This is a genomic window from Streptomyces albus subsp. albus (genome assembly GCF_000725885.1).
GTDB classification, from domain to species: domain Bacteria; phylum Actinomycetota; class Actinomycetes; order Streptomycetales; family Streptomycetaceae; genus Streptomyces; species Streptomyces albus.
In genome coordinates this window covers 178,335-200,568 of record NZ_JODR01000002.1, presented here as the reverse complement: position 1 = coordinate 200,568, position 22,234 = coordinate 178,335, and the positions used below count along the sequence as shown (strand labels likewise).

Below are 22,234 nucleotides of genomic sequence, written 5' to 3'. Positions count from 1 at the left end.
GGCGTGTCCCGAGCCGCTGCCGTCCGCGCGGAAGCGTTCCGGCCGGAGGCGGTCCCGGGCGGAGCCGTCCGTGCCGGGGCGGCCCGGTGAGGGGCGGCGGGGCGCGGGGTGCCGCCTTCCGCACGGCCGTGCTCCGGCAGGCGGCAGCCCGGCTGCTCGGCTACCCCGGGGAGGAGCTGATGCGGGAGCTGCCCCTGCTGCGCGAGGCCGTCACCGGCGCCGGCACCCCCGCCGCCCGGCCCCTGCTGGCCTTCCTCGACCACGCCGAGGCCACCGGGCGGACCGAGCTGGCCGCGCACTACGTGCACACCTTCGACTTCGACCGGCGGCACTGCCTCCACCTCACCTGGTGGGAGGACGGCGACACCCGGCGCCGCGGCGCCGCGCTGCTCCGCGTCAAGCAGACCTACCAGCGGTACGGGCTGGAGCCGGACGGCGGGGAGCTGCCCGACTTCCTGCCGGTGGTGCTCGAATTCAGTGCCGTCAGCCGCACCGACGGGCTGCTGCGCCGCCACCGGGCCGGACTGGAACAGCTCCGGGAGGCGCTGGCCTGGGCCGGTACCCCCTATGCGCAGGTGGTCGCCGCGGTCTGCGCGACCCTGCCCGCGCCGGGCCCCGCCGACCGGGCGCGGGCCGAGAGACTGGCGGCGGCCGGGCCGCCCCGCGAGGACGTGGGCCTGACCCCGTACGGAGTGCCCGGCCCGGTCCTCGTCCCCCTCACCGAGCGGGCCCGATGAGGCCCGGAAGGGCACAGTGATGCACATCCTGCTGTGGGGCGCCCTGCCCTACGCCGCGTTCGCGCTGCTGGTCTCCGGGCTGTGGTGGCGGTACCGCTACGACAGGTTCGGCTGGACCACCCGCTCCTCCGAGGTGTACGAGACGCGGCTGCTCAACCTGGCCTCGCCGGTCTTCCACTACGGCATCCTCTTCGTCCTGGCGGGGCATCTGACCGGGCTGTTCGTCCCCGCCTCCTGGACGTCGGCGGTGGGCCTGACGGAACGCCCGTACCACCTCTTCTCGCTGGTGGGCGGCACACTGGCCGGGGTGCTGACGGTCGCGGGGCTGGCCGTGCTGGTCTACCGGCGCCGCACCAACCGGCCCGTCTTCCGTGCCACCACCCGCAACGACAAGGCGATGTACCTGCTGCTGGGCGGGGCCCTGTGCACCGGGATGTACGCCAAGCTCGCCCACTCCACACCGGCTCATGGCTACGACTACCGCTCCACCCTCGCCCCCTGGGCGCGCAGCCTGTTCACCCTGCGGCCGGACCTGGGGGCCATGGCCGACGTCCCGGTGGCCTACCAGGTGCACGCGGTGGTCGGCATGGTGCTGATCGCGGTCGTGCCGTTCACCCGGCTGGTGCACATGTTCAGCGCGCCCTGGTGGTATCTGGCGCGGCCGTACATCGTCTACCGCAGCCGTCCCGCCGGACGGCCGGCCGAGCGCCCGCCGCGCCGGGGCTGGGAGAGCATCGACGTGTGAGAACACCGCCTGAGTCGTATAGGCGTTCGAATGTGCCGGGGCGGCTCCGGTGGTGTGAGATACGAGTCATTCGTGCCCGCCGGGGTGTGGGTGACGCAGGCGGGGGAACGCCCGTCCGTGTCCGACGTAAGTGATCCGACACCCCCGGTAGGGGTAGTCATTCGTGTGACTGATATGCCACCAGCCGGTGAACCCCGGCGACGGCGGAACATTAGACTCTGGGAGCACTGCCCCGGACTCCGCCCGGGGGACCCCCAGGGCGAAGGTTGGGGGAGGAATCGGCTCGGTCCGACAACGACGGCTCGCTAGCGTTCGAACGCTCGAAGCAAGGAGGTACGGGTGGCGTTGCTGACCCGCATCAGGGGACCACGCGATCTGGACCGGCTCACCCCGGAGCAGCTGGAGGCGCTGGCCGAGGAAATCCGCACCTTTCTGGTGGAGTCCGTCTCCAAGACCGGTGGTCACCTGGGCCCCAACCTCGGCGTGGTCGAGCTGACCATCGCCCTGCACCGTGTCTTCGACTCGCCCAAGGACAAGGTCCTCTTCGACACCGGACACCAGTCCTACGTGCACAAGCTGCTCACCGGCCGCCAGGACTTCTCCAGGCTGCGCGCCAAGGGCGGGCTGTCGGGCTACCCGTCACGGGCGGAGTCCGAGCACGACATCATCGAGAACTCGCACGCCTCCACCGTGCTGGGCTGGGCCGACGGCCTGGCCAAGGCCAACGAGGTGCGCGGCCGTGACGACCACGTGGTCGCCGTCATCGGCGACGGCGCGCTGACCGGCGGCATGGCCTGGGAGGCGCTCAACAACATCGCCGCGGCCAAGGACCGGCCGCTGGTGATCGTCGTCAACGACAACGAGCGCTCCTACTCGCCGACCATCGGCGGCCTGGCCAACCATCTGGCGACACTGCGCACCACCGACGGCTACGAGCGGTTCCTGGCGCGCGGCAAGGACGTGCTCAACCGCACCCCCGTCGTCGGCAAGCCGCTGTACGAGACGCTGCACGGCGCCAAGAAGGGCCTCAAGGACTTCATCGCGCCGCAGGGCATGTTCGAGGACCTGGGCCTGAAGTACGTCGGCCCGATCGACGGGCACGACATCGGGGCCGTGGAATCGGCACTCCAGCGGGCCAAACGGTTCGGCGGCCCTGTTCTGGTGCACTGCCTCACCCAGAAGGGCCGCGGCTACCAGCCGGCGCGCCAGGACGAGGCCGACCAGTTCCACGCCGTCGGCGTCATCCACCCCGACACCGGGCTCCCCGTCAAGTCCTCGGGCGCCGACTGGACTTCCGTCTTCAGCGACGAGATGGTCAAGCTCGGCCGCGAGCGTGAGGACATCGTCGCCATCACGGCGGCCATGATGCGGCCCACCGGACTGCACGCCTTCGCGCAGGAGTTCCCGGACCGGGTCTACGATGTCGGCATCGCCGAGCAGCACGGCGCGGTCTCCGCCGCCGGGCTCGCCACCGGCGGACTGCACCCCGTCTTCGCCGTCTACGCCACCTTCCTCAACCGGGCCTTCGACCAGCTCCTGATGGACGTGGCCCTGCACAAGTGCGGCGTCACCTTCGTCCTGGACCGCGCGGGCATCACCGGCTCCGACGGTGCCTCCCACAACGGCATGTGGGACATGTCCATCCTCCAGTGCGTCCCCGGCCTGCGGCTGGCCGCGCCCCGTGACGCCGACCAGGTGCGCGCCCAGCTGCGTGAAGCCGTCGAGGTGGACGACGCCCCCACGGTCGTGCGGTACTCCAAGGGCGCCGTCGGCCCCGCCGTCCCCGCGGTGCGCCGGCTGGGCGGCATGGACGTCCTGCGGGAGCCGGCCGACGGCACCCGCGCCGACGTCCTGGTGGTCTCCGTCGGAGCGCTGGCCCCGATGTGCCTGGAGATCGCCGACCTGCTCGACAAGCAGGGCATCACCGCGACCGTGGTGGACCCCCGCTGGGTGAAGCCGGTCGACGAGTCCCTGCCGCCGCTGGCCGAACAGCACCGGGTCGTCGTCACCGTCGAGGACAACAGCCGCGCGGGCGGCGTCGGCTCCGCCGTCGCCCAGGCACTGCGCGACGCCGGCGTGGACGTACCGCTACGCGACTTCGGCATCCCCGAGCGCTTCCTGGACCACGGCTCCCGCAAGGAGATCATGGCGGAGATCGGGCTCACCGCGCCCGACATCGCCCGCCAGGTCACCGGGCTCGTCGCCAAGCTCGACGGCAGGTTCGACGCGCGGCAGGCCCAGGTCGCCGACTGACCCGGGGCCGCATGCCCCTTCCGCCGTCTCCCGGGGCCCGGGAGACGGCGGAAACCGCAGGCCGGGGGCCGGACGGCCCCGCCCCGACCCGCTCGCTAGATTGGGCCCATGCCGCCCTCCCGCACCGCCGAGCGCACCGCCACGGCGCCCACGACGAACCGGATGCGGCTCGTCGCCGTCCTGGCGGCGCTCACCGTGCTCACCCGGCTGCCCTCCTTCTTCCGCACCCCCTGGAACCCGGACGAGGGATTTCTGGCCACCCAGGCCCGGCAGCTCGCCCATGGCGGAGTGCTCTACGACACCGTGGTGGACCGCAAGCCGCCGCTGGTGCCGTGGCTCTACCGGGGGGCGTTCGCCCTCTTCGGCGACGACTCGCTGTGGCCGCTGCGCGTCGCGGCGGTCCTCGCCGTGCTGGCGGGCGCCGTGCTGGCCGCCTCGATCGCGGCCCGGCGGTGGGGGGAGCGCGCGGCGTGGACGGCCGGCATCTGCTACGTCTTCCTGACGGTGGGGCTCAGTCCCGAGGACACCCAGGCGGCGACCTTCGAAGTCTTCATGCTGCCCTGGACGGTGGCGGCCATCTGGTGCGCCGAGCGGTCCCGGTGGCTGTGCGCGGGGCTGGCCGTCGCCGGAGCAGTGCTCTCGAAACAGACCGGTGGTGCCGTGCTGCTCCCGGTGTTCGCCCTGCTGTGGCAGGCGCGGGCCGGCTGGGGAGCGGCACTGCGGGTCGCCGCCGGAGCGGCGCTCCCGGTGGTGAGCACCGCTCTCGCCTACCAACCGGGCCGGTTCCTGTACTGGATCGCGACCGGCTCGGGCTCCTACCTCTCCGCCGACGGCGCCGGCCTCAAACCCGTACTGCGCGCTCTGGCCGGCCTCGGCCTGCTGACGCTGGCGGCCCTGCCGCTGGTCGTCGCCCTGGTCCAGGTCATCCGCCGCCGCACATCACCCGGCCGGCCCGGGGATACCGGCGACCTCGGCGGTGCTGGTGGCTCCGGCCTTGCCGGCGACCACGGCGGTACTGGTGGCTCCGGCCTTGCCGGCGCTCTCGGCGGTACCGGTGGCGTCGGCTTCCCCGGCGATTTCGGCGCCATCAGCGACCTCCGCCATCGCAGCAGCCTCGATCATCACAGTGACCCCAGCCTTCACGACGGCCGTGGTCATCACGACGGCCGTGGTCATCACGACGGTCCCGACCATCACAGCGACCTCAGCTGTCACAGCGCCCCCGGCCACCTGGCCGCCCCCGGTCGCCCCGGCGGGACCCGCGCCTCCGGCGCCCCCGGCCCCCACCCGCCGCTCAGCGGCACCGCCGACCTGTGGCTGTGGCTCGCCGTCTCGCTCGGCGCCGCCACGGTCGGCTTCCAGTTCTTCGGCCACTACTTCCTGCAACTCGTCCCCCCGCTCGCTCTGCTCGGCGCCGCCGCGCTGCACGAGCTCACAGCCCGCGCCGCCACCGCCGCACTCACCGCGACCGCGCTGCTCGCCTGCGGATTCGTCGGCTGGGGCTTCACCGCGGGCCGCACCGAACTGGACCACGCCCACCGGCTGGCCGACACCGTGCGCTCCTACACCGACCGCGGGGACCGGGTGCTGCTGTGGGGCATGCACCCCGAGGGGTACTGGCTGTCCCGGCGCATGCCGGCCTCCCGCTATCTGACCGCCGGCTTCCTCACCAACTTCAGCGGGGGGAGGGGCGAGGCTCGCGTGGGGGAGCGGTACGCCATGGACGGCGCCTGGCCCCGGTTCGAGCGGGAGTTGCGACTGCGTCCGCCAGAACTGATCGTCGACGATTCGCGGGGCAAGCGGTACGGCATCCAGCGCGTCCCCACCCTACGCCGTCATCTGCACCGCCACTACGAGAAGGTGGCGACCATCGACGGCTCCGAGTTCTACTTGCGCACCGGCCCCAGAACCGGCGCCGCCGCCTCCCGGCCCACCCCCGCCGCCCGTTGACGATGCCGCGACCGCGACCCCCGGCCAGGACGGGACCTTCTGTCCGCGACCGACGGAATACCCCGGAAAAGATTCCGAGGCGAGTCCGTTCCCTGCTGCCGACCGGGTAGGGAAATACCCGGGTCTTTCCGCGACGCCGCGCCCCCGCCTGTTCCCGCGAGGCCCGGCCCGCAACTGAACAGTGCCCCGTTCTTCTCCGGCCGCGGAGAGCGGAATCGGGCGGAACCGACGGCGCATGCCGCCCGGAATACGAAAGCGGTTCCCGATGCCGTCGGCGAAGTCCCGCCGACGGCATCGGGAACCGCTTTCCGGCACACCCGCGCCCCGGCATCCGGCTCCGGGCGCCATATCAGGGCAGGGGAGCGGGATGCCGGGGCGGCGGGGAGGGCCTCACGCCGGGACGCTGGCGACTCCGGTCTCCAGGAAGCGGCGGCCGGTGACGCGCTCGCTGACACCCTCACGGTCGAGGTACGGCGTGACCCCGCCGAGGTGGAACGGCCAGCCGGCACCCGTGATCAGGCACAGGTCGATGTCCTGGGCCTCGGCGACCACACCGTCGTCCAGCATCAGCCGGATCTCCTCGGCGATGGCGTTGAGCGCCCGCTCGCGGACCTGCTCCTCGGTCAGCACCGTGTCACCGACCTGGAAGAGCCCGGCGACCTCGGCGTCCAGCTCCTGCGTGCCGGGCAAGTACAGGTTGCGCTTGCCGGCCTCGACGACGCGGCCGAGGTTCTCCGAGACGGCGAACCGGTCGGGGAAGGCGGTGTGCAGCGTGCCGGCGACGTGGTGGGCGACGGCGGGGCCGACCAGTTCCAGCAGCTGGATCGGCGACATCGGCAGACCCAGCGGGGCCAGCGCGCGGTCGGCGACCTCCACCGGCGTGCCCTCGTCGATGGAGCGCAGCACCTCGCCCAGGAACCGGGTCAGCACCCGGTTGACGACGAACGCCGGCGCGTCCTTGACCAGCACGGCGGTCTTCTTCAGCTTCTTGGCCACACCGAACGCGGTGGCCAGCGCCGCGTCGTCGGTCTTCTCGCCCCGCACGATCTCCAGCAGCGGCAGGATGGCGACGGGGTTGAAGAAGTGGAAGCCCACCACGCGCTCGGGGTGCTGGAGCCGGGAGGCCATCTCGGTGACCGACAGCGAGGAGGTGTTGGTGGCCAGGATGGCGTGCTCGGGCACGACCGCCTCGACCTCGGCGAACACCTGCTGCTTGACGCCCATTTCCTCGAAGACGGCCTCGATGACGAAGTCCGCGTCGGCGAACGCGGCGGCCTTGTCGAGGGAACCGGTCACCAGGGCCTTGAGGCGGTTGGCCTTGTCCTGGTTGACCCGGCCCTTGAGCAGCAGCTTGTCGATCTCCTCGTGGCAGTACGCCACGCCCTTGTCGACGCGCTCCTGGTCGATGTCGGTCAGCACGACCGGCACCTCCAGGCGGCGGGCGAACAGCAGGCCCAGCTGCGAGGCCATCAGCCCGGCGCCGACGACACCGACCTTGGTGACCGGTCGCGCCAGGTCCTTGGACGGCGCACCCGCCGGCCGCTTGGCGCGCTTCTGCACCAGGTTGAACGCGTACAGCCCGCTGCGCAGTTCACCGCCCATGATCAGGTCGGCCAGCGCCTGCGTCTCCGCCTCGAAGCCCTGCCGCAGGTCACCGTTCTTGGCCTGCGCGATGATGTCGAGGGCCCGGTAGGCGGCGGGGGCGGCGCCGTGCACCTTGCCGTCGGCGATCTGTCGGCCGCGCTCCACGGCCGCGTCCCACGCCTCGCCCCGGTCCACCTCGGGGCGCACGACCTCGATCTCGCCCTTGAGGACGGCGGCCGTCCAGCGCAGCGACTCCTCCAGGAAGTCGGCGCCCTCGAACAGGGCGTCGGCGATGCCCAGTTCGTGGACCTGCCTGCCCTTGAGCTGCCGGTTCTGGTTGAGCGAGTTCTCGATGATGACGCTGACGGCGCGGTCGGCACCGATCAGGTTCGGCAGCAGCGCGCAACCGCCCCAGCCGGGCACCAGACCGAGGAAGACCTCGGGCAGCGAGAAGGCCGGCACCGCGGCGGAGACGGTGCGGTAGGTGCAGTGCAGACCGACCTCGACGCCGCCGCCCATGGCCGCGCCGTTGTAGTACGCGAACGTGGGCACCGCCAGACCGGCCAGACGTGCGAACACGTCGTGCCCGCCCTTGCCGATGGCGACGGCGTCCTCGTGCCGCTTCAGCAGCTCGACGCCCTTGAGGTCGGCGCCGACGGCGAAGATGAACGGCTTGCCGGTGATCCCGACACCCTTGATCTCGCCGTCCGCCGCCTCCTTCTCCACCTGGTCGATGGCGGCGTCCAGGTTGGCCAGCGACTGCGGGCCGAAGGTGGTGGGCTTGGTGTGGTCCAGCCCGTTGTCCAGCGTGATGAGGGCGAACCGGCCCGCGCCGCCGGGCAGGTCGAGATGGCGTACGTGTGCCTGCGTGACGACCTCGTCCGGGAACAGCTCGGCCGCACCCTTGAGGAGTTCAGCGGTGCTCATTCTTACTTGCCCTCCCAGTGGGGGTTCTCCCAGATGACGGTCCCGCCCATGCCGAAGCCGACGCACATGGTGGTCAGGCCGTAGCGGACGTGCGGCTGCTCCTCGAACTGGCGGGCGAGCTGGGTCATCAGCCGGACGCCGGAGGAGGCCAGCGGGTGGCCGAAGGCGATGGCGCCCCCGTACTGGTTGACGCGCGGGTCGTCGTCGGCGATGCCGTAGTGGTCCAGCAGCGCGAGCACCTGGACGGCGAACGCCTCGTTGATCTCGAACAGCCCGATGTCGTCGATGGACAGCCCGGCCTTGGCCAGCGCCTTCTCCGTGGCCGGCACCGGTCCGACGCCCATGACCTCCGGCTCGACACCGGCGAACGCGTAGGACACCAGCCGCATCTTGACCGGCAGCCCCAGCTCGCGGGCGACATCCTCGGCGGCGATCAGGGAGGCGGTGGCACCGTCGTTGAGACCGGCGGAGTTGCCCGGGGTGACCCGGCCGTGCGCACGGAACGGCGTCTTGAGGCCCGCCAGGCCCTCCAGCGTGGTGCCCGGCCGCATCGGCTCGTCGGCCGTGGCCAGGCCCCAGCCGGTCTCGCCGCCCTCGGGGGAGGTGCGGCGGACGGAGATCGGCACCAGATCGGGCTGGATCTTGTCGTTGGCGTACGCCTTGGCCGCCTTCTCCTGGCTGCGCACCGCGTAGGCGTCCGCACGCTCCTTGGTCAGGTGCGGGAAGCGGTCGTGCAGGTTCTCGGCGGTCATGCCCATGAACAGGGCGGACTCGTCGACCAGCTTCTCCGAGACGAAACGCGGGTTGGGGTCCACGCCTTCGCCCATCGGGTGACGGCCCATGTGCTCGACACCGCCGGCCACGACGATGTCGTAGGCACCGAAGGCGATCGAGCCGGAGGTCGTCGTCACGGCCGTCATCGCGCCCGCGCACATCCGGTCGATGGAGAAACCGGGCACGGTCTGCGGCAGCCCCGCGAGGATGCCGGCGGTACGGCCCAGGGTCAGCCCCTGGTCGCCGATCTGGGTGGTCGCCGCGACGGCGACCTCGTCGATGCGCTCCGGAGGCAGGTCGGGGTTACGGCGCAGCAGCTCACGGATGCACTTGACGACCAGGTCGTCGGCGCGGGTCTCGTGATAGATGCCCTTCGGGCCCGCCTTGCCGAACGGTGTGCGTACGCCGTCGACGAAGACGACGTCCCTTGCGGTACGAGGCACGTTGGCTCTCCTCCAGGTGCGGCCAGGGGTCGGTCGACCCCCATGCTACTTGCCGGTAACCAGGTGGCAAGGGGTGACCTCACTTCGCGCCGTACCGAACGCCCCGGCCACAGCCTGTCCCCTCCTCGCCCGGTCCTCACCGCCGTTGCAGACCGCCCCTTCCGTCCGGACTCGTCACTTCCGTCCCGCACCCGGGGCCGGAGGGCTCACCTGAAGCGGAACGGCCACATCGGCGCCGGAACACGTCGGCCGACACGGCACCTCGACGGGCACGGCACCTCGACGGGCACGGCATCTCGACGGGCACGGCATCTCGACGGGCACGCAGCGCGGTCGGCGCGGCACTCCGGCGGGTACGGCAGCACGACCGGCACGGCACCCCAGCGGGCGCGGCAGCACGACCGGTGGCCACCACGGCGAAAGCCGACGGCATACGGGACGGCGACCGCGCCCCGCGAACCGCCGGCCTCCCCAGCCACCTGCCCCGGAACCGTCCGCGCCCCACACGGGCCCTGCTCCCCGCAGCCCGCCCCACGCCGACGGCACCGAACAGCACCGAACGGCACCGGGAACAGCCATAGCTCGGGCACCCGCCGTCCGGCAGCCGCCGCGCGGGGGGACGCCTGCCACCGCTCAGGGGCCTGCCATCGGCTCAGGCGTGCGCCGTCCCGCAGTCACCGGCTCCCTGCCGGGGGCGCTCACTTCTCCGCGGAAGTGAGCGCCGCGCACAGCAGTTCCGCCGTCTGCGTGATCTGCCACTCGCGAGCCCCCAGCGCGCGCAGCGCACCCGAGACCGACTCGCGGGTGATCTCGGCCGGCGGCTCCCAGCACAGCCGGCGCACCGTGTCGGGGGTCAGCAGATTCTCCTGCGGCAGGTTCAGTTCCTCGGCGTGCTGGGTGACCGCCGCCCGCGCCGCCGTCAGCCGGGCCGCCGCCACGGGGTCCTTGTCCGCCCACGCGCGCGGCGGCGGCGGACCGGTGGTGGCCTGGCTCTGCTGCGGCAGCTCCTCCTCGGGCAGCGTCCGCGCCCGCTCGACCGCGGCCTGCCACTGGTCGAGCTGACGGCGGCCCATCCGCTGGCCGAACCCGGGCAGCGCGGCCAGGGCACGCGCGCTGGTGGGCATCGCCAGCGCGGCCTCCACGATCGCCGCGTCGGTGAGCACCTTGCCCGGCGAGACGTCCCGCTTGCGCGCCACCGCGTCCCGCGCCTGCCACAGCTCCCGCACGACGGCCATCTGCCGGCGCCGCCGCACCTTGTGCATGCCCGAGGTGCGCCGCCAGGGGTCCTTGCGGGGCGGCGGGGCCGGTGCCGATGCGATCGCCGCGAACTCCTCCCGGGCCCACTCCAGCTTGCCCTGCCGCGCCAGCTCGGCCTCCAACGCGTCCCGCAGGTCCACCAGCAGCTCCACGTCCAGCGCCGCGTACCGCAGCCACGGCTCGGGCAGCGGACGGGTGGACCAGTCGACGGCGGAGTGTCCCTTCTCCAGGGCGTAGCCGAGGACGTTCTCCACCATCGCGCCCAGACCGACCCGGGCGAATCCGGCCAGCCGCCCGGCCAGCTCGGTGTCGAAGAGCCTGGCGGGCCGCATGCCTATCTCACGCAGGCAGGGCAGGTCCTGGGTGGCGGCGTGCAGGACCCACTCGGTGTCCGCCAGTGCGGCGTCGAGGCCGGACAGGTCCGGGCAGGCGACCGGGTCGATGAGCGCGGTGCCGGCCCCGTCGCGGCGCAGCTGCACCAGATAGGCCCGCTGCCCGTAGCGGTAGCCGGAGGCCCGTTCGGCGTCGACGGCCACCGGCCCGCTCCCGGCGGCGAAGGCGGCGGTGACCTGTGCCAGTCCCTCGGCGGATGCGGTGACGGGTGGGATGCCCTCACGTGGTTCCAGGAGTGGGACCGGCGCCGGGGCGGAGTCCTGGACAGGGGCCTGAGCTGCGGGGGCTGATGCGGTCTCTTGGGCGTCGGTCACCCGTCAAGGGTAGCCGCGCACGCGCGAAGCCGGGCGCCCGCCGACGGAACGTTACGTCGTGCGGGCGCCCGGCAAGCGGAAGGCGCGGGGGCGCCGGTTCAGTGAATGATCCCCGTCCGCAGTGCGACGGCGACCATGCCGGCGCGGTCCCCGGTGCCCAGCTTGCGGGCGATACGGGCGAGGTGGCTCTTGACGGTCAGCGCCGAGAGGCCCATCGACACGCCGATGGCCTTGTTGGACTGGCCCTCGGCGACCAGCCGCAGCACCTCCACCTCGCGGCCGGACAGTTCGCGGTAGCCGCCCGGGTGCCCGGGGCCGCCGGGGCCGCCGCCGGGACGGCGGTGCATACGGGCCGCCGCTGCCGCGCCGATGGGGGCCGCGCCGTGCCGGGTGGGCATCGGGCCGCCCAGATTGGTGCGGGTGCCGGTGACGACGTATCCCTTGACACCGCCCGCCAGCGCGTTGCGTACGGCACCGATGTCGTCGGCCGCGGACAGGGCCAGGCCGTTCGGCCAGCCGGCGGCTCTGGTCTCCGACAGCAGGCTGAGGCCGGAGCCGTCGGGCAAGTGCACGTCGGCCACGCAGATGTCGCGCGGGTTGCCGACGCGGGGACGGGCCTCCGCGATGGACGACGCCTCGATCACGTCCCGGACGCCGAGAGCCCACAGATGGCGGGTCACGGTGGAGCGGACGCGGGGGTCGGCCACGACGACCATGGCCGTCGGCTTGTTCGGGCGGTAGGCGACCAGGCTTGTGGGGTGCTCAAGGAGAACAGACACCGGGCCTCCTGCAGGGAGTGGCTGTGGGGGACGGAACCGAACGAGTCGGATATTCCGCGTGAAGGGTCACAGACTCCTTCGGCACCTTCCGTGCACCCCTTTAGAGAAAGATCACGAATTGGTGACCTGAATTTCCGCAATCCCGTTTCACATGTCTTTTTCCTGGCGGAAAGATTCCTTTGTCTACACAGAGACCGACCGGGTGGCGGGTGGGAAATTGGTGAGGTTCTTTGTAGACAAAACGTCGCACTCGACAGGAGAACGTCCCGCCGAGTGCGGCAACAGAAAGAGATAACCCGGCACAGCCCGGCCGCGCACGACTGGTGCTGGCCGGTCAGCAGTCCCAGCCGGACGGGACCGCAACGCACGCGCCGACCGCCAGCGGCCACACCCGGGCACGGCCCTGCGACACCGAGCCCCTTGGCACTCCCGCCCCGGATACGCACCGTCGGCGCCCGCCGGCTGACGGCTGCGGCGAGCGACAACGGGTCGCGTGCGTGCACGGCGCCCCAGCGGTTACGGGACCCGGACGGCCCCGGCGGTCTCGCGGCTATCGATCGCGGACCGGCTGAACACGTACCCGGCCCGCCGGTGGCTGCGGGCCGGTGATGTTGGCCGGTTGTTGGGGGTGCCGGTCCTACGGCCGCCCGTAGTGGTGGTCGGGCGGGGACCGATGGGCCTGGCCCGTGGTGGTGACGGTCGGGAGACGGCCGGTTGCCTGCGTGCGCGGCGCGTCAGCGGTGTGGGGCCGGGCGGACCGGTGGTGCCGGTGGATCGGTGGTCGTGGGCCGGGTGCGTGGCGGGTGGGTGCGTGCAGTGGCCTGTCGATGGTTGCGGGTCGGGCGGGGTTCTCGGCCGGGGGCGGAGTCGATGGATCGGCGGCTGTGAGGCGGGTGCGTATCGGGTGAGCGTGTGCCTGCTCCGCCGGCGGTTGCGGGCCGATGTCGTTGACCGGTCGGGGGCTGTCCAAGTCGGCCGCCAGTGGTGGTGGTCCGGGCGGGGGCCGGTGGGTCTGGTTCGTGGCGGTGATGGTGGGGAGGGCGGCCGGTCGTGCGCGCGCGCTGCCTGTCAGTGGTTGCTGTGCGGGTGGCCGGTGGCACCGACCGACCCCGGTGGTTGTGGGGCGGATGTGTGACGGGTGGGCGGGTGCGCGGTGGCCCACCGGTGGGTGCGGGCCGGGCGGGCCCCCGGCCCAGGGGTGGAGTCGGTGGCGTCCGGCACGCCAGGGGGCGGGCAGGGGCCGGTCGTGCCCGGCCCGTCCGCGGTGGCGGTCCGGACGCGGTCCGGGCTACGGGGGCGCGGCTCGTCAGTGGTTGCCGTGTGTGCGGGGCGGCCCGGTGGTGCCCCGCCCGGCGGTGGTGGGCCGGGGCGGGCCCGCGGCCGGGTGGGGGTCCGTCAGCAGGGGCGGCCCGGAGGGGGCGCCGGGCGGTCAGCGCGGGCCGCGGCGCTGGGGCAGCTGCACCACGGAGCTGCCCTCGCCCGTCTCCGGCGGCAACCCCGCGCACTGGCAGAGCAGTTCGCACCAGGCGGTCAGATGCGCGGCGGCGTCCGGGGTGGTGCCGTCCGGGGTCCAGCTCGCCCGGATCTCCAGCACCTCTTCGGCGGCGCGCTCGGCCAGCCCGCCGAAGAACGCCGAACTCGACCGGGTCACCGTCCCGCTCGGCTCCGTGTATCCGGCGCCCCGCGCCTCCAGCGCCCCGGTCAGCCACGACCAGGTCACCTCCGGCAGCAGCGGATCACCGGCGATCTCCGGTTCCAGTTCGGCGCGGGCCAGCGTGACCACCCGGAAGGTGCCGCGCCAGCCCTCCTGGCCCTGCGGATCGTGCAGCAGCACGAACCGTCCGTCGGCCAGTTCGACGGCCGCGTCCTCCGGCTCGCTCACCGTCGCTTCCAGCGCGAAGGTGAAGGGGGCCAGCCGCCGGGGCGGCGGCAGTGGCGAGAGCCGCACCTCCGGACGCGGCCGGGTCTCGCCCAGTGCCGTGACCGCCGCCCGGAAAGGCGGCGGGGACGTGTCCCCGCCGCCGCCAGAGCCACCCGTGCCGCCGGTGCCTTCCACTCCGTCGAAGCCTCCCGTCTTCGCCGCCCGCGCCGCAGTCATGGGCCGAAGAGTAGGCGGCTGCCGCACTCCATGCCGGTAAGGACACCCCTTTAGACCATGGGAGACTTCAGGCGTGAGTGGAAACGACCGCCCTGTGGGCCAGCCGACGCCGAACCAGAACGCCGTAGCCGCGGGAGACGCTGCCGCCGACTCAGCGTTCCTGCGTGCGTGCCGCCGCGAGGCGGTGCCGCACACTCCCGTCTGGTTCATGCGGCAGGCCGGTCGTTCGCTGCCGGAGTACCGCAAGGTGCGCCAGGGCATCGGCATGCTCGACTCGTGCATGCGGCCGGACCTGGTGGCCGAGATCACCCTCCAGCCGGTGCGCCGGCACAAGGTGGACGCGGCCATCTACTTCAGCGACATCGTCGTCCCCCTCAAGGCGATCGGTGTGGATCTCGACATCAAGCCGGGTGTCGGCCCCGTCGTGGAGCAGCCCGTCCGCAGCCGTGCCGACCTGGAGCGGCTGCGGCCCCTGGACCCGGAGGACGTCGGCTATGTGACGGAGGCCGTGGGCATCCTCACCCGTGAGCTGGGCGGCACCCCGCTGATCGGCTTCGCCGGTGCCCCCTTCACCCTGGCCAGCTATCTGGTCGAGGGCGGCCCCTCCAAGAACCATGAGCGTACGAAGGCGCTCATGTACGGCGACCCGGAGCTGTGGAACGCGCTGCTGGACAGGCTCGCCGACATCACCGCCGCCTTTCTCAAGGTGCAGATCGAGGCCGGGGCCTCCGCGGTGCAGCTCTTCGACTCCTGGGTGGGGGCGCTGGCGCCGGAGGACTACCGCCGCAGTGTGCTGCCCGCCTCGGCGAAGGTCTTCGAGGCCGTCGCCCCCTATGGCGTGCCCCGTATCCACTTCGGTGTCGGCACCGGGGAGCTGCTGGGCCTGATGGGGCAGGCCGGCGCCGATGTGGTGGGTGCCGACTGGCGGGTTCCGGTGGACGAGGCCGCCCGGCGGGTCGGCCCCGGCAAGGCCATCCAGGGCAACCTCGACCCGGCCGTGCTGTTCGCCCCCCGCGAGGCCGTGGAGCGGCAGGCCGCGCGGGTGCTGGAGGCGGCGCGCGGTCTGGACGGGCACATCTTCAACCTCGGCCACGGGGTGCTGCCGGACACCGACCCGCAGGCGCTGACGGACCTGGTGGCGTACGTCCACGAGCAGACCGCGCGCTAGCTCTCCCGCACCCGGGGGCGGCCCTACGGTGACGGCCGCCCCCGGTGCGTGCGCTCACCGCACGGCCGCCGCCGCTTTTCTGGCGGCCACCAGCACCGGATCCCACACCGGGCTGAAAGGCGGGGCGTACCCCAGGTCGAGGCAGGTCATCTGCTCGACCGTCATGCCCGCGTGGAGGGCCACGGCCGCGATGTCCACGCGTTTGCCCGCGTGTTCCCGGCCGACGATCTGCACGCCGAGCAGCCGGCCCGAACGGAGCTCGGCGATCATCTTCACGTGGATGGGCGCCGTGCCCGGGTAGTAGCCCGCCCGGGTCGTGGACTTGATCAGTACGCTCTCGAAGCGCAGCCCCACCGCGGCGGCCTGCGCCTCCAGCAGCCCGGTGCGGGCGATCTCCAGATCGCACACCTTGCTGACGGCCGTGCCCACCACGCCGGGGAAGGTGGCGTAGCCGCCGCCGATGTTGGCGCCGATGATCTGGCCGTGCTTGTTGGCGTGTGTGCCCAGCGCCACGTGCTGGGGGCGGCCCGAGACGAGGTTGAGCACTTCCACGCAGTCGCCGCCGGCCCAGATGTTCTCGTGGCCGCGCACCCGCATCGCCAGATCGGTGCGCAGCCCGCCGGACTCGCCCAGCGGGAGCCCCGCCTCCCGTGCCAGCTCCGTGGCCGGGCGGACTCCGAGCCCGAGCACCACCACGTCCGCCGGGTACTCGGCGTCCTCGGTGACCACGGCGCGGGCCCGCCCCTGCGCGTCGGTGCGGATCTCGGTGACGGCGGCACCCAGCACCGTCTCGATGCCGAGCCCGCACATCGCCTCGTGCACCAGCGCCCCCATGTCGGGGTCCAGGGTGGACATCGGTTGCTCGCCCTTCTCCAGCACCGTGACCGAGTAGCCGCGTTTGACGAACGCCTCCGCCATCTCCACCCCGATGTAACCGGCGCCGACGACGACGGCCCGGCGTGCTTCCCCGCCCTCGGCCCGGGGAGCCCCGCCGGACTCCACCCGCTGCTCCAGGGCGTCGATGAGCCGCTGCCCGTCCTCCAGCGTCTGCACCCCGTGCACGCCCTCGGCGTCGATGCCGGGCAGCGGCGGGCGGACCGGGACGGCGCCGGTGGCCAGCACCAGCTCGTCGTAGCCCACCCAGTGCTCGCCGCCCGTCTCCTCGCGCACCCGCACCCGCTGGCCGGGCACGTCCAGCTCCACCGCCTCGGTGCGCATCCGCAGGTCGATGTCGCGTGAGCGGTGCTCCTCGGGGGAGCGGGCGATCAACGCGTCGCGCTCGGTCACGTCACCGCCCACCCAATAGGGGATGCCGCAGGCCGAGTAGGAGGAGAAGCGGCCCCGCTCGAAGGCCACGATCTCCAGCTCGTCCGGTTTCTTCAGCCGCCGTGCCTGGGAGGCGGCGGACATCCCCGTCGCATCTCCGCCGATGACCACCATCCGCCGCGCTGCCATGCCCACGCTCCCTTCGCCGTACCCGGCCGCGTGCCGGGGCAGGTGCCCCGCGCATCATCGCCGTCACCTTTACAGACCCGCGAACAGGGCCAACGTTATGCACGGATCGGCGCTCTGCGAGACTGCCCATATGCACGTACTTGTCATCGGAGGCGGCATCTCCGGGCTGTCCGCCGCGCACCACCTGCTGGTCAACGGCGCGCGGGTCACTCTGCTGGAGGCCACGGACCGGCTCGGCGGCAAGCTGCGTACCGGCAGCATCGCGGGGACGGTGGCCGTCGATCTGGGTGCCGAGTCGCTGCTGGCGCGCCGCCCGGAGGCGGTGGAGCTGGCCCGCGCCGTCGGGCTCGGCGAACAGCTCCGGCCGCCGACCGTGGCCGGTGGCGCGATCTGGACGCGCGGCGCCGTGCGACCGATGCCGAAGGGGCACGTGATGGGCGTGCCCGGCGACCCGGCCGCCCTCGACGGGGTGCTCTCGCCGGAGGGGCTGGCGCGGATCGCGGACGACGACCGGCTGCCGCGCACCGAGATCGGTGAGGACGTGGCCGTGGGCGAGTACGTCGCGCGGCGGCTCGGCCGCGAGGTCGTCGACCGGCTCGTCGAACCGCTGCTCGGCGGCGTCTACGCCGGTGACGCCTACCGGATCTCCATGCGGGCCGCGGTCCCCCAGCTGTACGAGGCCGCCCGCAGCGAACGGTCCCTGCTGGCCGGGGTGCGCGCGGTGCAGCAGCGCGCCGCCGCCACGCTGGCGCCGCCCGGACCGGTCTTCCTGGGCATCGAGGGCGGCATCGGCCGGCTGCCCGGCGCCGTCGCCGACGCCTGCGCCGCCAAGGGCGCCGACATCCGGCTGCGGACCCCCGTCCTCGAACTGGTCCGGCCGGCGCAGGGCCCGCGCTGGGCCGCCGTCACCGAGCAGGAGGTGATCCACGCCGACGCCGTGGTGCTGGCCGCGCCCGCCCCCGGGCTGCTGGCCGCGCACGCGCCGTCGGCCGCCGCCGCGCTCGACCGCGTCGAGTACGCGTCGATGGCGCTGGTCACCCTCGCCTTCCGCCGTTCCGACGCCGAAGGCCTGCCGGCCGGCAGCGGCTTCCTGGTGCCCCCGGTCGACGGGCGGGCCATCAAGGCCGCCACCTTCTCCGGCACCAAATGGGACTGGGTGGCCGCGCAGGACCCCTCGCTGTACGTGCTGCGCACCTCGCTCGGCCGCATCGGCGAGAGCCGGGTGCTGGAGCGGGACGACGCCGACCTGGTCGAACTGTCGCTGCGCGACCTGCGCGCCGCCACCGGCCTGGACGCGCGTCCCGTCGACAGCCTCGTCACCCGCTGGCGCCGGGGGCTGCCGCAGTACCCGGTCGGCCATCTGGAGCGGGTGGCCGGCATCCAGGAAGCCGTCGCCGCCGTGCCCGGACTGGCCGTGGCCGGCGCCGTGTACGAGGGCGTGGGCATCCCCGCCTGCGTCGCCGGCGGCCGGCGGGCCGCCGACCGCGTCCTGACCACGACCCCCTCCCCCCGGGCGGGGGAGGACGACGAGTGAGAACGGTGAGAAGAGAGCCATGACTGAGGCACCGCACAAGGCCCCCAACGCGGGCAAGAAGGCCAAGGACCTCAACGAGGTCATCCGCTACACCCTCTGGTCCGTCTTCAAGCTGCGCGACGTGCTGCCCGAGGACCGCACCGGCTACGCCGACGAGGTCGGGGAACTGTTCGCGCAGCTCGCCGCCAAGGACGTCGTCGTACGCGGCACCTACGACGTCTCCGGGATGCGGGCCGACGCGGACGTGATGATCTGGTGGCACTCCGAGGAGTCCGACGCCCTCCAGGACGCCTACAACCGCTTCCGCCGCACCAAGCTGGGCCGCGCGCTGGAGCCCGTCTGGTCGAACATGGCGCTGCACCGCCCCGCCGAGTTCAACAAGTCGCACATCCCCGCGTTCCTCGCCGACGAGGAGCCCCGCTCCTACGTGAGCGTCTACCCCTTCGTGCGCTCCTACGAGTGGTACCTGCTGCCCGACGAGGAGCGCCGCAAGATGCTCGCCGACCACGGCAAGATGGCCCGCGGCTTCCCCGACGTACGGGCCAACACGGTGCCGTCCTTCTCGCTGGGCGACTACGAGTGGATCCTCGCCTTCGAGGCCGACGAGCTGTACCGCATCGTCGACCTGATGCGGCACCTGCGCGGCTCCGAGGCGCGGCTGCACGTCCGTGAGGAGATCCCCTTCTTCACCGGCCGCCGCAAGCCGGTGGCCGAACTGGTGGCAGGCCTGGCCTGACGGGTCAGCGGGCGGCCCGCGCGTTGGAGACCGGCTTGGCCTGCGCCGTCTGCCGCCCGCCCGGCACCGGTTCCGGGCGGGCGGCGCACTCCGCACGGTCGCCGGGGGTCCTGCCCGTCAGCAGGTACCGTTCCACATGGGCGTCCACGCACCGGTTGCCGCCGCTCACCCCGTGGTTGCCCGCCCCGCGCTCGGTCACCAGCGACGACCCCGCCAGCCTGCGCTGGGTCTCCACCGCCCCCTCATAGGGGGTGGCCGCGTCCCGGGTGGCGGCCACCAGGAGCACCGGCGGCAGCTGCCCCGGCCGGGTGCGCACCTCCATGGGGCGGGCCGGCTCGGTCTTCCAGTAGGCGCACGGCAGGTTCATCCAGGCGTTCTCCCACGTGTTGAACGGGGCGAGGGCGGCGGAGGCCGTGTTGTCGGCGTCCCAGCGGGCCCACTGGCGGGGCCAGGGCGCGTCCTGGCACTCGACCGCGTTGTAGACGGCGTTGCCGTTCTCCTCGCTCACCGCCTTCGCCGTCCGCGGAGCGGCGATCCGCACCAGCGGCTTGGGGTCCCCGGCGAGGAACTCGGAGAGCACCTTGGCGTGCGGCGCCCACGTCGAGTCCGCGTAACCGGTGGTCAGGAACGTGGCCACCAGCTCCTTCTGCCCCACCGTCCCGCCGGCCGGCTCGCGTTCCACGGCCGCCATCGCCCTGTCGAACGACGCCTGCACCTGCTCGGCCGTCCGCCCCAGCCGGTAGGTGCCGTCGTGCTCCGCCACCCACCGCTTCCAGTCCTCCCAGCGGCGTTCGAAGGCATGGTTCTGCGTGAGGTTGGCCCGGTACCAGATCTGGTCCGGCGACGGGTCGACGACGCTGTCCAGCACCATCCGGCGCACATGGCCGGGGAAGAGCGTCGCGTACACCGATCCGATGTAGGTGCCGTACGAGACACCCATGTAGGTGAGTTTCGGCCGGCCGAGCGCTGCCCGCAGGACGTCCAGGTCGCGTGCGTTGTTCGGCGTCGTGTAGTGGCGCAGCCGGTCGGGCTGGGCCGCCGCGCAGCCCTCTGCGTAGGCCGCGGCCTTCTTCCGCATCGCCTCCTTGAACGCCGGCGAGGGGTGGCGGGGTGCGGGGTTGGGCCCCTTCACGAACTCGTGCGGGTCCTGGCACGAGAGCGGATCGGAGCGGCCCACCCCGCGCGGTGCCCACCCGATCAGGTCGTAGCGGGCGTTCAGCCGCTTCCACAGCCCGCCCAGCCTCTTGTAGAGCGGGAAGCTCATTCCGTTGCCGCCGGGCCCGCCCGGGTTGTAGAGCAGCGGGCCGAGCCGTTCGGCGGCCGGACCGGTGGCGCGGGCCCGGCTGACGGTGAGCCGGATGTGCTTCCCGCCCGGGTCGGTGTAGTCGACGGGCACCCGCACGGTGCCGCACTCCACCGGCTGGGGCAGCCGCTCCACGGCGGGGCACTTGCGCCACTGGACGCCGGCCGCCGCGGCTTCGGCCGCCGCGCGGGCGACGCCCACCGGCTCGGACACCGTCTCCCGGGCCACCGCCGGCCCCATCGGGACCGCCGTCAGAGCCAGGGCCCCGACCGTCGAAAAGACCGCTGCTCGCACAGTAAGGCTCCCTGGCCGCCGCTCCTTCGGCCGTGCCACGGGCACCGCCGTTCATATCGGATGCTCAACCGCTGATAAGCCGATGTAAAGCAGCGGCCTCGGGTGTCGCCCCGCCACCCCCCGTACGGCCCGCAGTACGCCCTCCGCGGGGGCGGCTAAGCGGCCGAGCCGCCCGGCGGAGCGGGACCCAGCCGGTGAGCGCGCCAGCTCTTGAGGGGTTTGCGCACCCGGCGGGGGAGACGCCCGTGGCGCAGCGCGTACGCGGCGAAGTCCAGCGCGTCCCACCGGTGGTTCCCCGTCAGTGGCCGCCCCGTGGCGTACGCCGCGAACAGCCTGCGGTACTCGGCGGCCCCCAGAATCTGCGGCAGCTCGGGCGCCACCTTGGCGACGACGTCCGCCCGCTTGGCCCGCAACGCCCGCGCCTGGATCTCCAGCCGCCGGGTGTCGAACCCGGCCGGCACCGGTCCCGCCGCGACCAGCGCCGCCAGCAGTTCCGCCTGCGCCCGTCCCACCCGCTGCCGTGCGGCCTCAGACACGCGAGCCCCCCACCACGGCGCGGATCGACTCCAGCTCCGCCGCCAGCTCGGCAACCGGCGGGAAGTTCTCGTCCCGCTCCAGCAGCACCCCCGGCGGCACCGTGCGGGCGCACAGCTGCTCCAGTACGTCCAGCACGGGCCGCGTCACCGGGTGCCCGTGGCTGTCGTGCCACACCCCGTCCCGCTCCACACCGCCCGCCACGTGCACGTACGCGAGGGCCTCCAGCGGCAGCCGGTCCAGCGCCTCGGCCGGGTCCTCACCCCGGTTGACGTGGTTGGTGTGCAGATTCGCCACGTCGATCAGCAGTCCCACCCCGGTGCGCTCGACCAGCTCGGCCAGGAACGCGCCCTCGCTCATCTCCTCGCCGGGCCAGCTGATGAGCGCGGCGATGTTCTCCACGGCGAGCGGCACCGGCAGCGCGTCCTGCGCGATACGGACGTTCTCGCACAGCACGTCCAGCGCGTCCCGGGTCCGGGGCACCGGCAGCAGATGGCCCGCCTCCATCAGCGGCAGCCCCGTCGTGCCGCCGCCCGCGCGGACGAACGCGATGTGCTCGGTCACCAGCGGAGCGCCGAGTGCCTCGGCACGTTCGGCGAGGGCCGCGAGCCGCCCGGGGTCGGGGCGCTCGGCACCCCCGAGACCGAGCGCCACGCCGTGCGGCACGACGACCGTGCCGCGTTCCCGCAGCCGGACCAGTGACGCGGGCAGATGACCCGGGCAGATGTTCTCCGCGACGACCTCGACCCAGTCGATGCCCGGCAGCGCCTCGATGCCGTCGGCGATCTCGGGCCGCCAACCGATCCCGGTGCCCAGCCTGTCCATTCGCTGCTCCTCCCCGTGGCCGCGGAGGGTCTTCTGCTCGCACCGGACCGTTTCAATCCCCGAGACGGCCGATTCAGAGCTGAACTTGAGATTCGGCCCGGCACCTGGTGGCCGGTCCCTCCGCTCCGGGC

Annotated in this window: 14 protein-coding genes and 1 pseudogene; 7 read left to right on the top strand and 8 right to left on the bottom strand. The window is 73.1% G+C overall.

The window, feature by feature from the left end; all coding sequences use genetic code 11:
* Nucleotides 1-128 precede the first annotated feature (128 nt).
* The 4 genes from narJ (at nucleotide 129) to IO40_RS38480 (ending at nucleotide 5,685) form a co-directional block, all read left to right on the top strand.
* Complete coding sequence (gene narJ, locus IO40_RS0102780) at nucleotides 129-737, top strand: nitrate reductase molybdenum cofactor assembly chaperone (protein ID WP_031174794.1); 609 nt, start codon at nucleotides 129-131, stop codon at nucleotides 735-737.
* Nucleotides 738-756: 19 nt separating this feature from the next.
* Nucleotides 757-1,482: a respiratory nitrate reductase subunit gamma gene (gene narI / locus IO40_RS0102775; protein WP_031174793.1), complete on the top strand. Its 726-nt coding sequence runs from the start codon at nucleotides 757-759 to the stop codon at nucleotides 1,480-1,482.
* Between the two features lie 339 nt (nucleotides 1,483-1,821).
* Entirely contained in the window at nucleotides 1,822-3,735 is a 1,914-nt protein-coding gene (dxs, locus tag IO40_RS0102770; RefSeq protein WP_016470484.1) for a 1-deoxy-D-xylulose-5-phosphate synthase, read from the top strand.
* A gap of 108 nt (nucleotides 3,736-3,843) precedes the next feature.
* Nucleotides 3,844-5,685, top strand: coding sequence for an ArnT family glycosyltransferase (locus IO40_RS38480; protein ID WP_051719231.1), 1,842 nt, complete (start codon nucleotides 3,844-3,846; stop codon nucleotides 5,683-5,685).
* A gap of 390 nt (nucleotides 5,686-6,075) precedes the next feature.
* On the opposite strand, the gene IO40_RS0102755 is transcribed toward IO40_RS38480, so the two are convergent.
* From IO40_RS0102755 to IO40_RS0102735, 5 genes are all read right to left on the bottom strand, one after another.
* Nucleotides 6,076-8,196, bottom strand: coding sequence for a 3-hydroxyacyl-CoA dehydrogenase NAD-binding domain-containing protein (locus tag IO40_RS0102755; RefSeq protein ID WP_030405763.1), 2,121 nt, complete (start codon nucleotides 8,194-8,196; stop codon nucleotides 6,076-6,078).
* A 2-nt stretch (nucleotides 8,197-8,198) separates the two neighbouring features.
* Complete coding sequence (locus IO40_RS0102750; protein ID WP_016470487.1) at nucleotides 8,199-9,413, bottom strand: thiolase family protein; 1,215 nt, start codon at nucleotides 9,411-9,413, stop codon at nucleotides 8,199-8,201.
* A 698-nt stretch (nucleotides 9,414-10,111) separates the two neighbouring features.
* Nucleotides 10,112-11,377 carry an HRDC domain-containing protein gene (locus IO40_RS0102745; protein ID WP_030405764.1) on the bottom strand — a complete coding sequence of 422 codons (1,266 nt, stop codon included), beginning with the start codon at nucleotides 11,375-11,377 and terminating at the stop codon, nucleotides 10,112-10,114.
* Nucleotides 11,378-11,475: 98 nt separating this feature from the next.
* The gene (locus IO40_RS0102740; RefSeq protein ID WP_016470489.1) at nucleotides 11,476-12,156 is read right to left on the bottom strand and encodes a response regulator transcription factor; all 681 of its coding nucleotides are present in this window, start codon (nucleotides 12,154-12,156) and stop codon (nucleotides 11,476-11,478) included.
* A 1,429-nt stretch (nucleotides 12,157-13,585) separates the two neighbouring features.
* Entirely contained in the window at nucleotides 13,586-14,254 is a 669-nt protein-coding gene (locus IO40_RS0102735) for a DUF3000 domain-containing protein (protein ID WP_031025339.1), read from the bottom strand.
* Nucleotides 14,255-14,327: 73 nt separating this feature from the next.
* Between IO40_RS0102735 and hemE the strand changes: the two genes are divergently transcribed.
* A complete protein-coding gene (gene hemE, locus IO40_RS0102730) occupies nucleotides 14,328-15,422 on the top strand; it encodes a uroporphyrinogen decarboxylase (RefSeq protein WP_016470491.1) in 1,095 nt (364 codons plus the stop codon).
* A 54-nt stretch (nucleotides 15,423-15,476) separates the two neighbouring features.
* On the opposite strand, the gene IO40_RS0102725 is transcribed toward hemE, so the two are convergent.
* Nucleotides 15,477-16,877: an FAD-dependent oxidoreductase gene (locus IO40_RS0102725; RefSeq protein ID WP_016470492.1), complete on the bottom strand. Its 1,401-nt coding sequence runs from the start codon at nucleotides 16,875-16,877 to the stop codon at nucleotides 15,477-15,479.
* A 130-nt stretch (nucleotides 16,878-17,007) separates the two neighbouring features.
* Between IO40_RS0102725 and hemG the strand changes: the two genes are divergently transcribed.
* Together hemG and hemQ are read left to right on the top strand one after the other, a co-directional pair.
* Nucleotides 17,008-18,411, top strand: coding sequence for a protoporphyrinogen oxidase (gene hemG / locus IO40_RS0102720; protein WP_234336520.1), 1,404 nt, complete (start codon nucleotides 17,008-17,010; stop codon nucleotides 18,409-18,411).
* 19 nt (nucleotides 18,412-18,430) lie between these two features.
* Nucleotides 18,431-19,147, top strand: a complete 717-nt coding sequence (hemQ, locus tag IO40_RS0102715) for a hydrogen peroxide-dependent heme synthase (protein WP_016470494.1) — start codon at nucleotides 18,431-18,433, stop codon at nucleotides 19,145-19,147.
* A gap of 4 nt (nucleotides 19,148-19,151) precedes the next feature.
* Here hemQ and IO40_RS0102710 read toward each other — a convergent pair whose 3' ends face one another.
* A complete protein-coding gene (locus tag IO40_RS0102710) occupies nucleotides 19,152-20,690 on the bottom strand; it encodes an alpha/beta hydrolase (protein WP_016470495.1) in 1,539 nt (512 codons plus the stop codon).
* Nucleotides 20,691-20,899: 209 nt separating this feature from the next.
* Nucleotides 20,900-22,103: pseudogene (locus IO40_RS33050) on the bottom strand (MbnB/TglH/ChrH family RiPP precursor modification enzyme).
* Nucleotides 22,104-22,234: the final 131 nt, after the last annotated feature.

Bases quoted from the DNA above. Each gene is read 5' to 3' on its own strand.
- IO40_RS0102710 (WP_016470495.1), bottom strand. From the start codon at position 20,690: ATGGGGCCGGCGGTGGCCCGGGAGACGGTGTCCGAGCCGGTGGGCGTC.
- IO40_RS0102755 (WP_030405763.1), bottom strand. From the start codon at position 8,196: ATGAGCACCGCTGAACTCCTCAAGGGTGCGGCCGAGCTGTTCCCGGAC.
- hemG (WP_234336520.1), top strand. From the start codon at position 17,008: ATGCACGTACTTGTCATCGGAGGCGGCATCTCCGGGCTGTCCGCCGCG.
- narI (WP_031174793.1), top strand. From the start codon at position 757: ATGCACATCCTGCTGTGGGGCGCCCTGCCCTACGCCGCGTTCGCGCTG.
- IO40_RS38480 (WP_051719231.1), top strand. From the start codon at position 3,844: ATGCCGCCCTCCCGCACCGCCGAGCGCACCGCCACGGCGCCCACGACG.
- IO40_RS0102735 (WP_031025339.1), bottom strand. From the start codon at position 14,254: ATGACTGCGGCGCGGGCGGCGAAGACGGGAGGCTTCGACGGAGTGGAA.
- IO40_RS0102725 (WP_016470492.1), bottom strand. From the start codon at position 16,877: ATGGCAGCGCGGCGGATGGTGGTCATCGGCGGAGATGCGACGGGGATG.
- hemQ (WP_016470494.1), top strand. From the start codon at position 18,431: ATGACTGAGGCACCGCACAAGGCCCCCAACGCGGGCAAGAAGGCCAAG.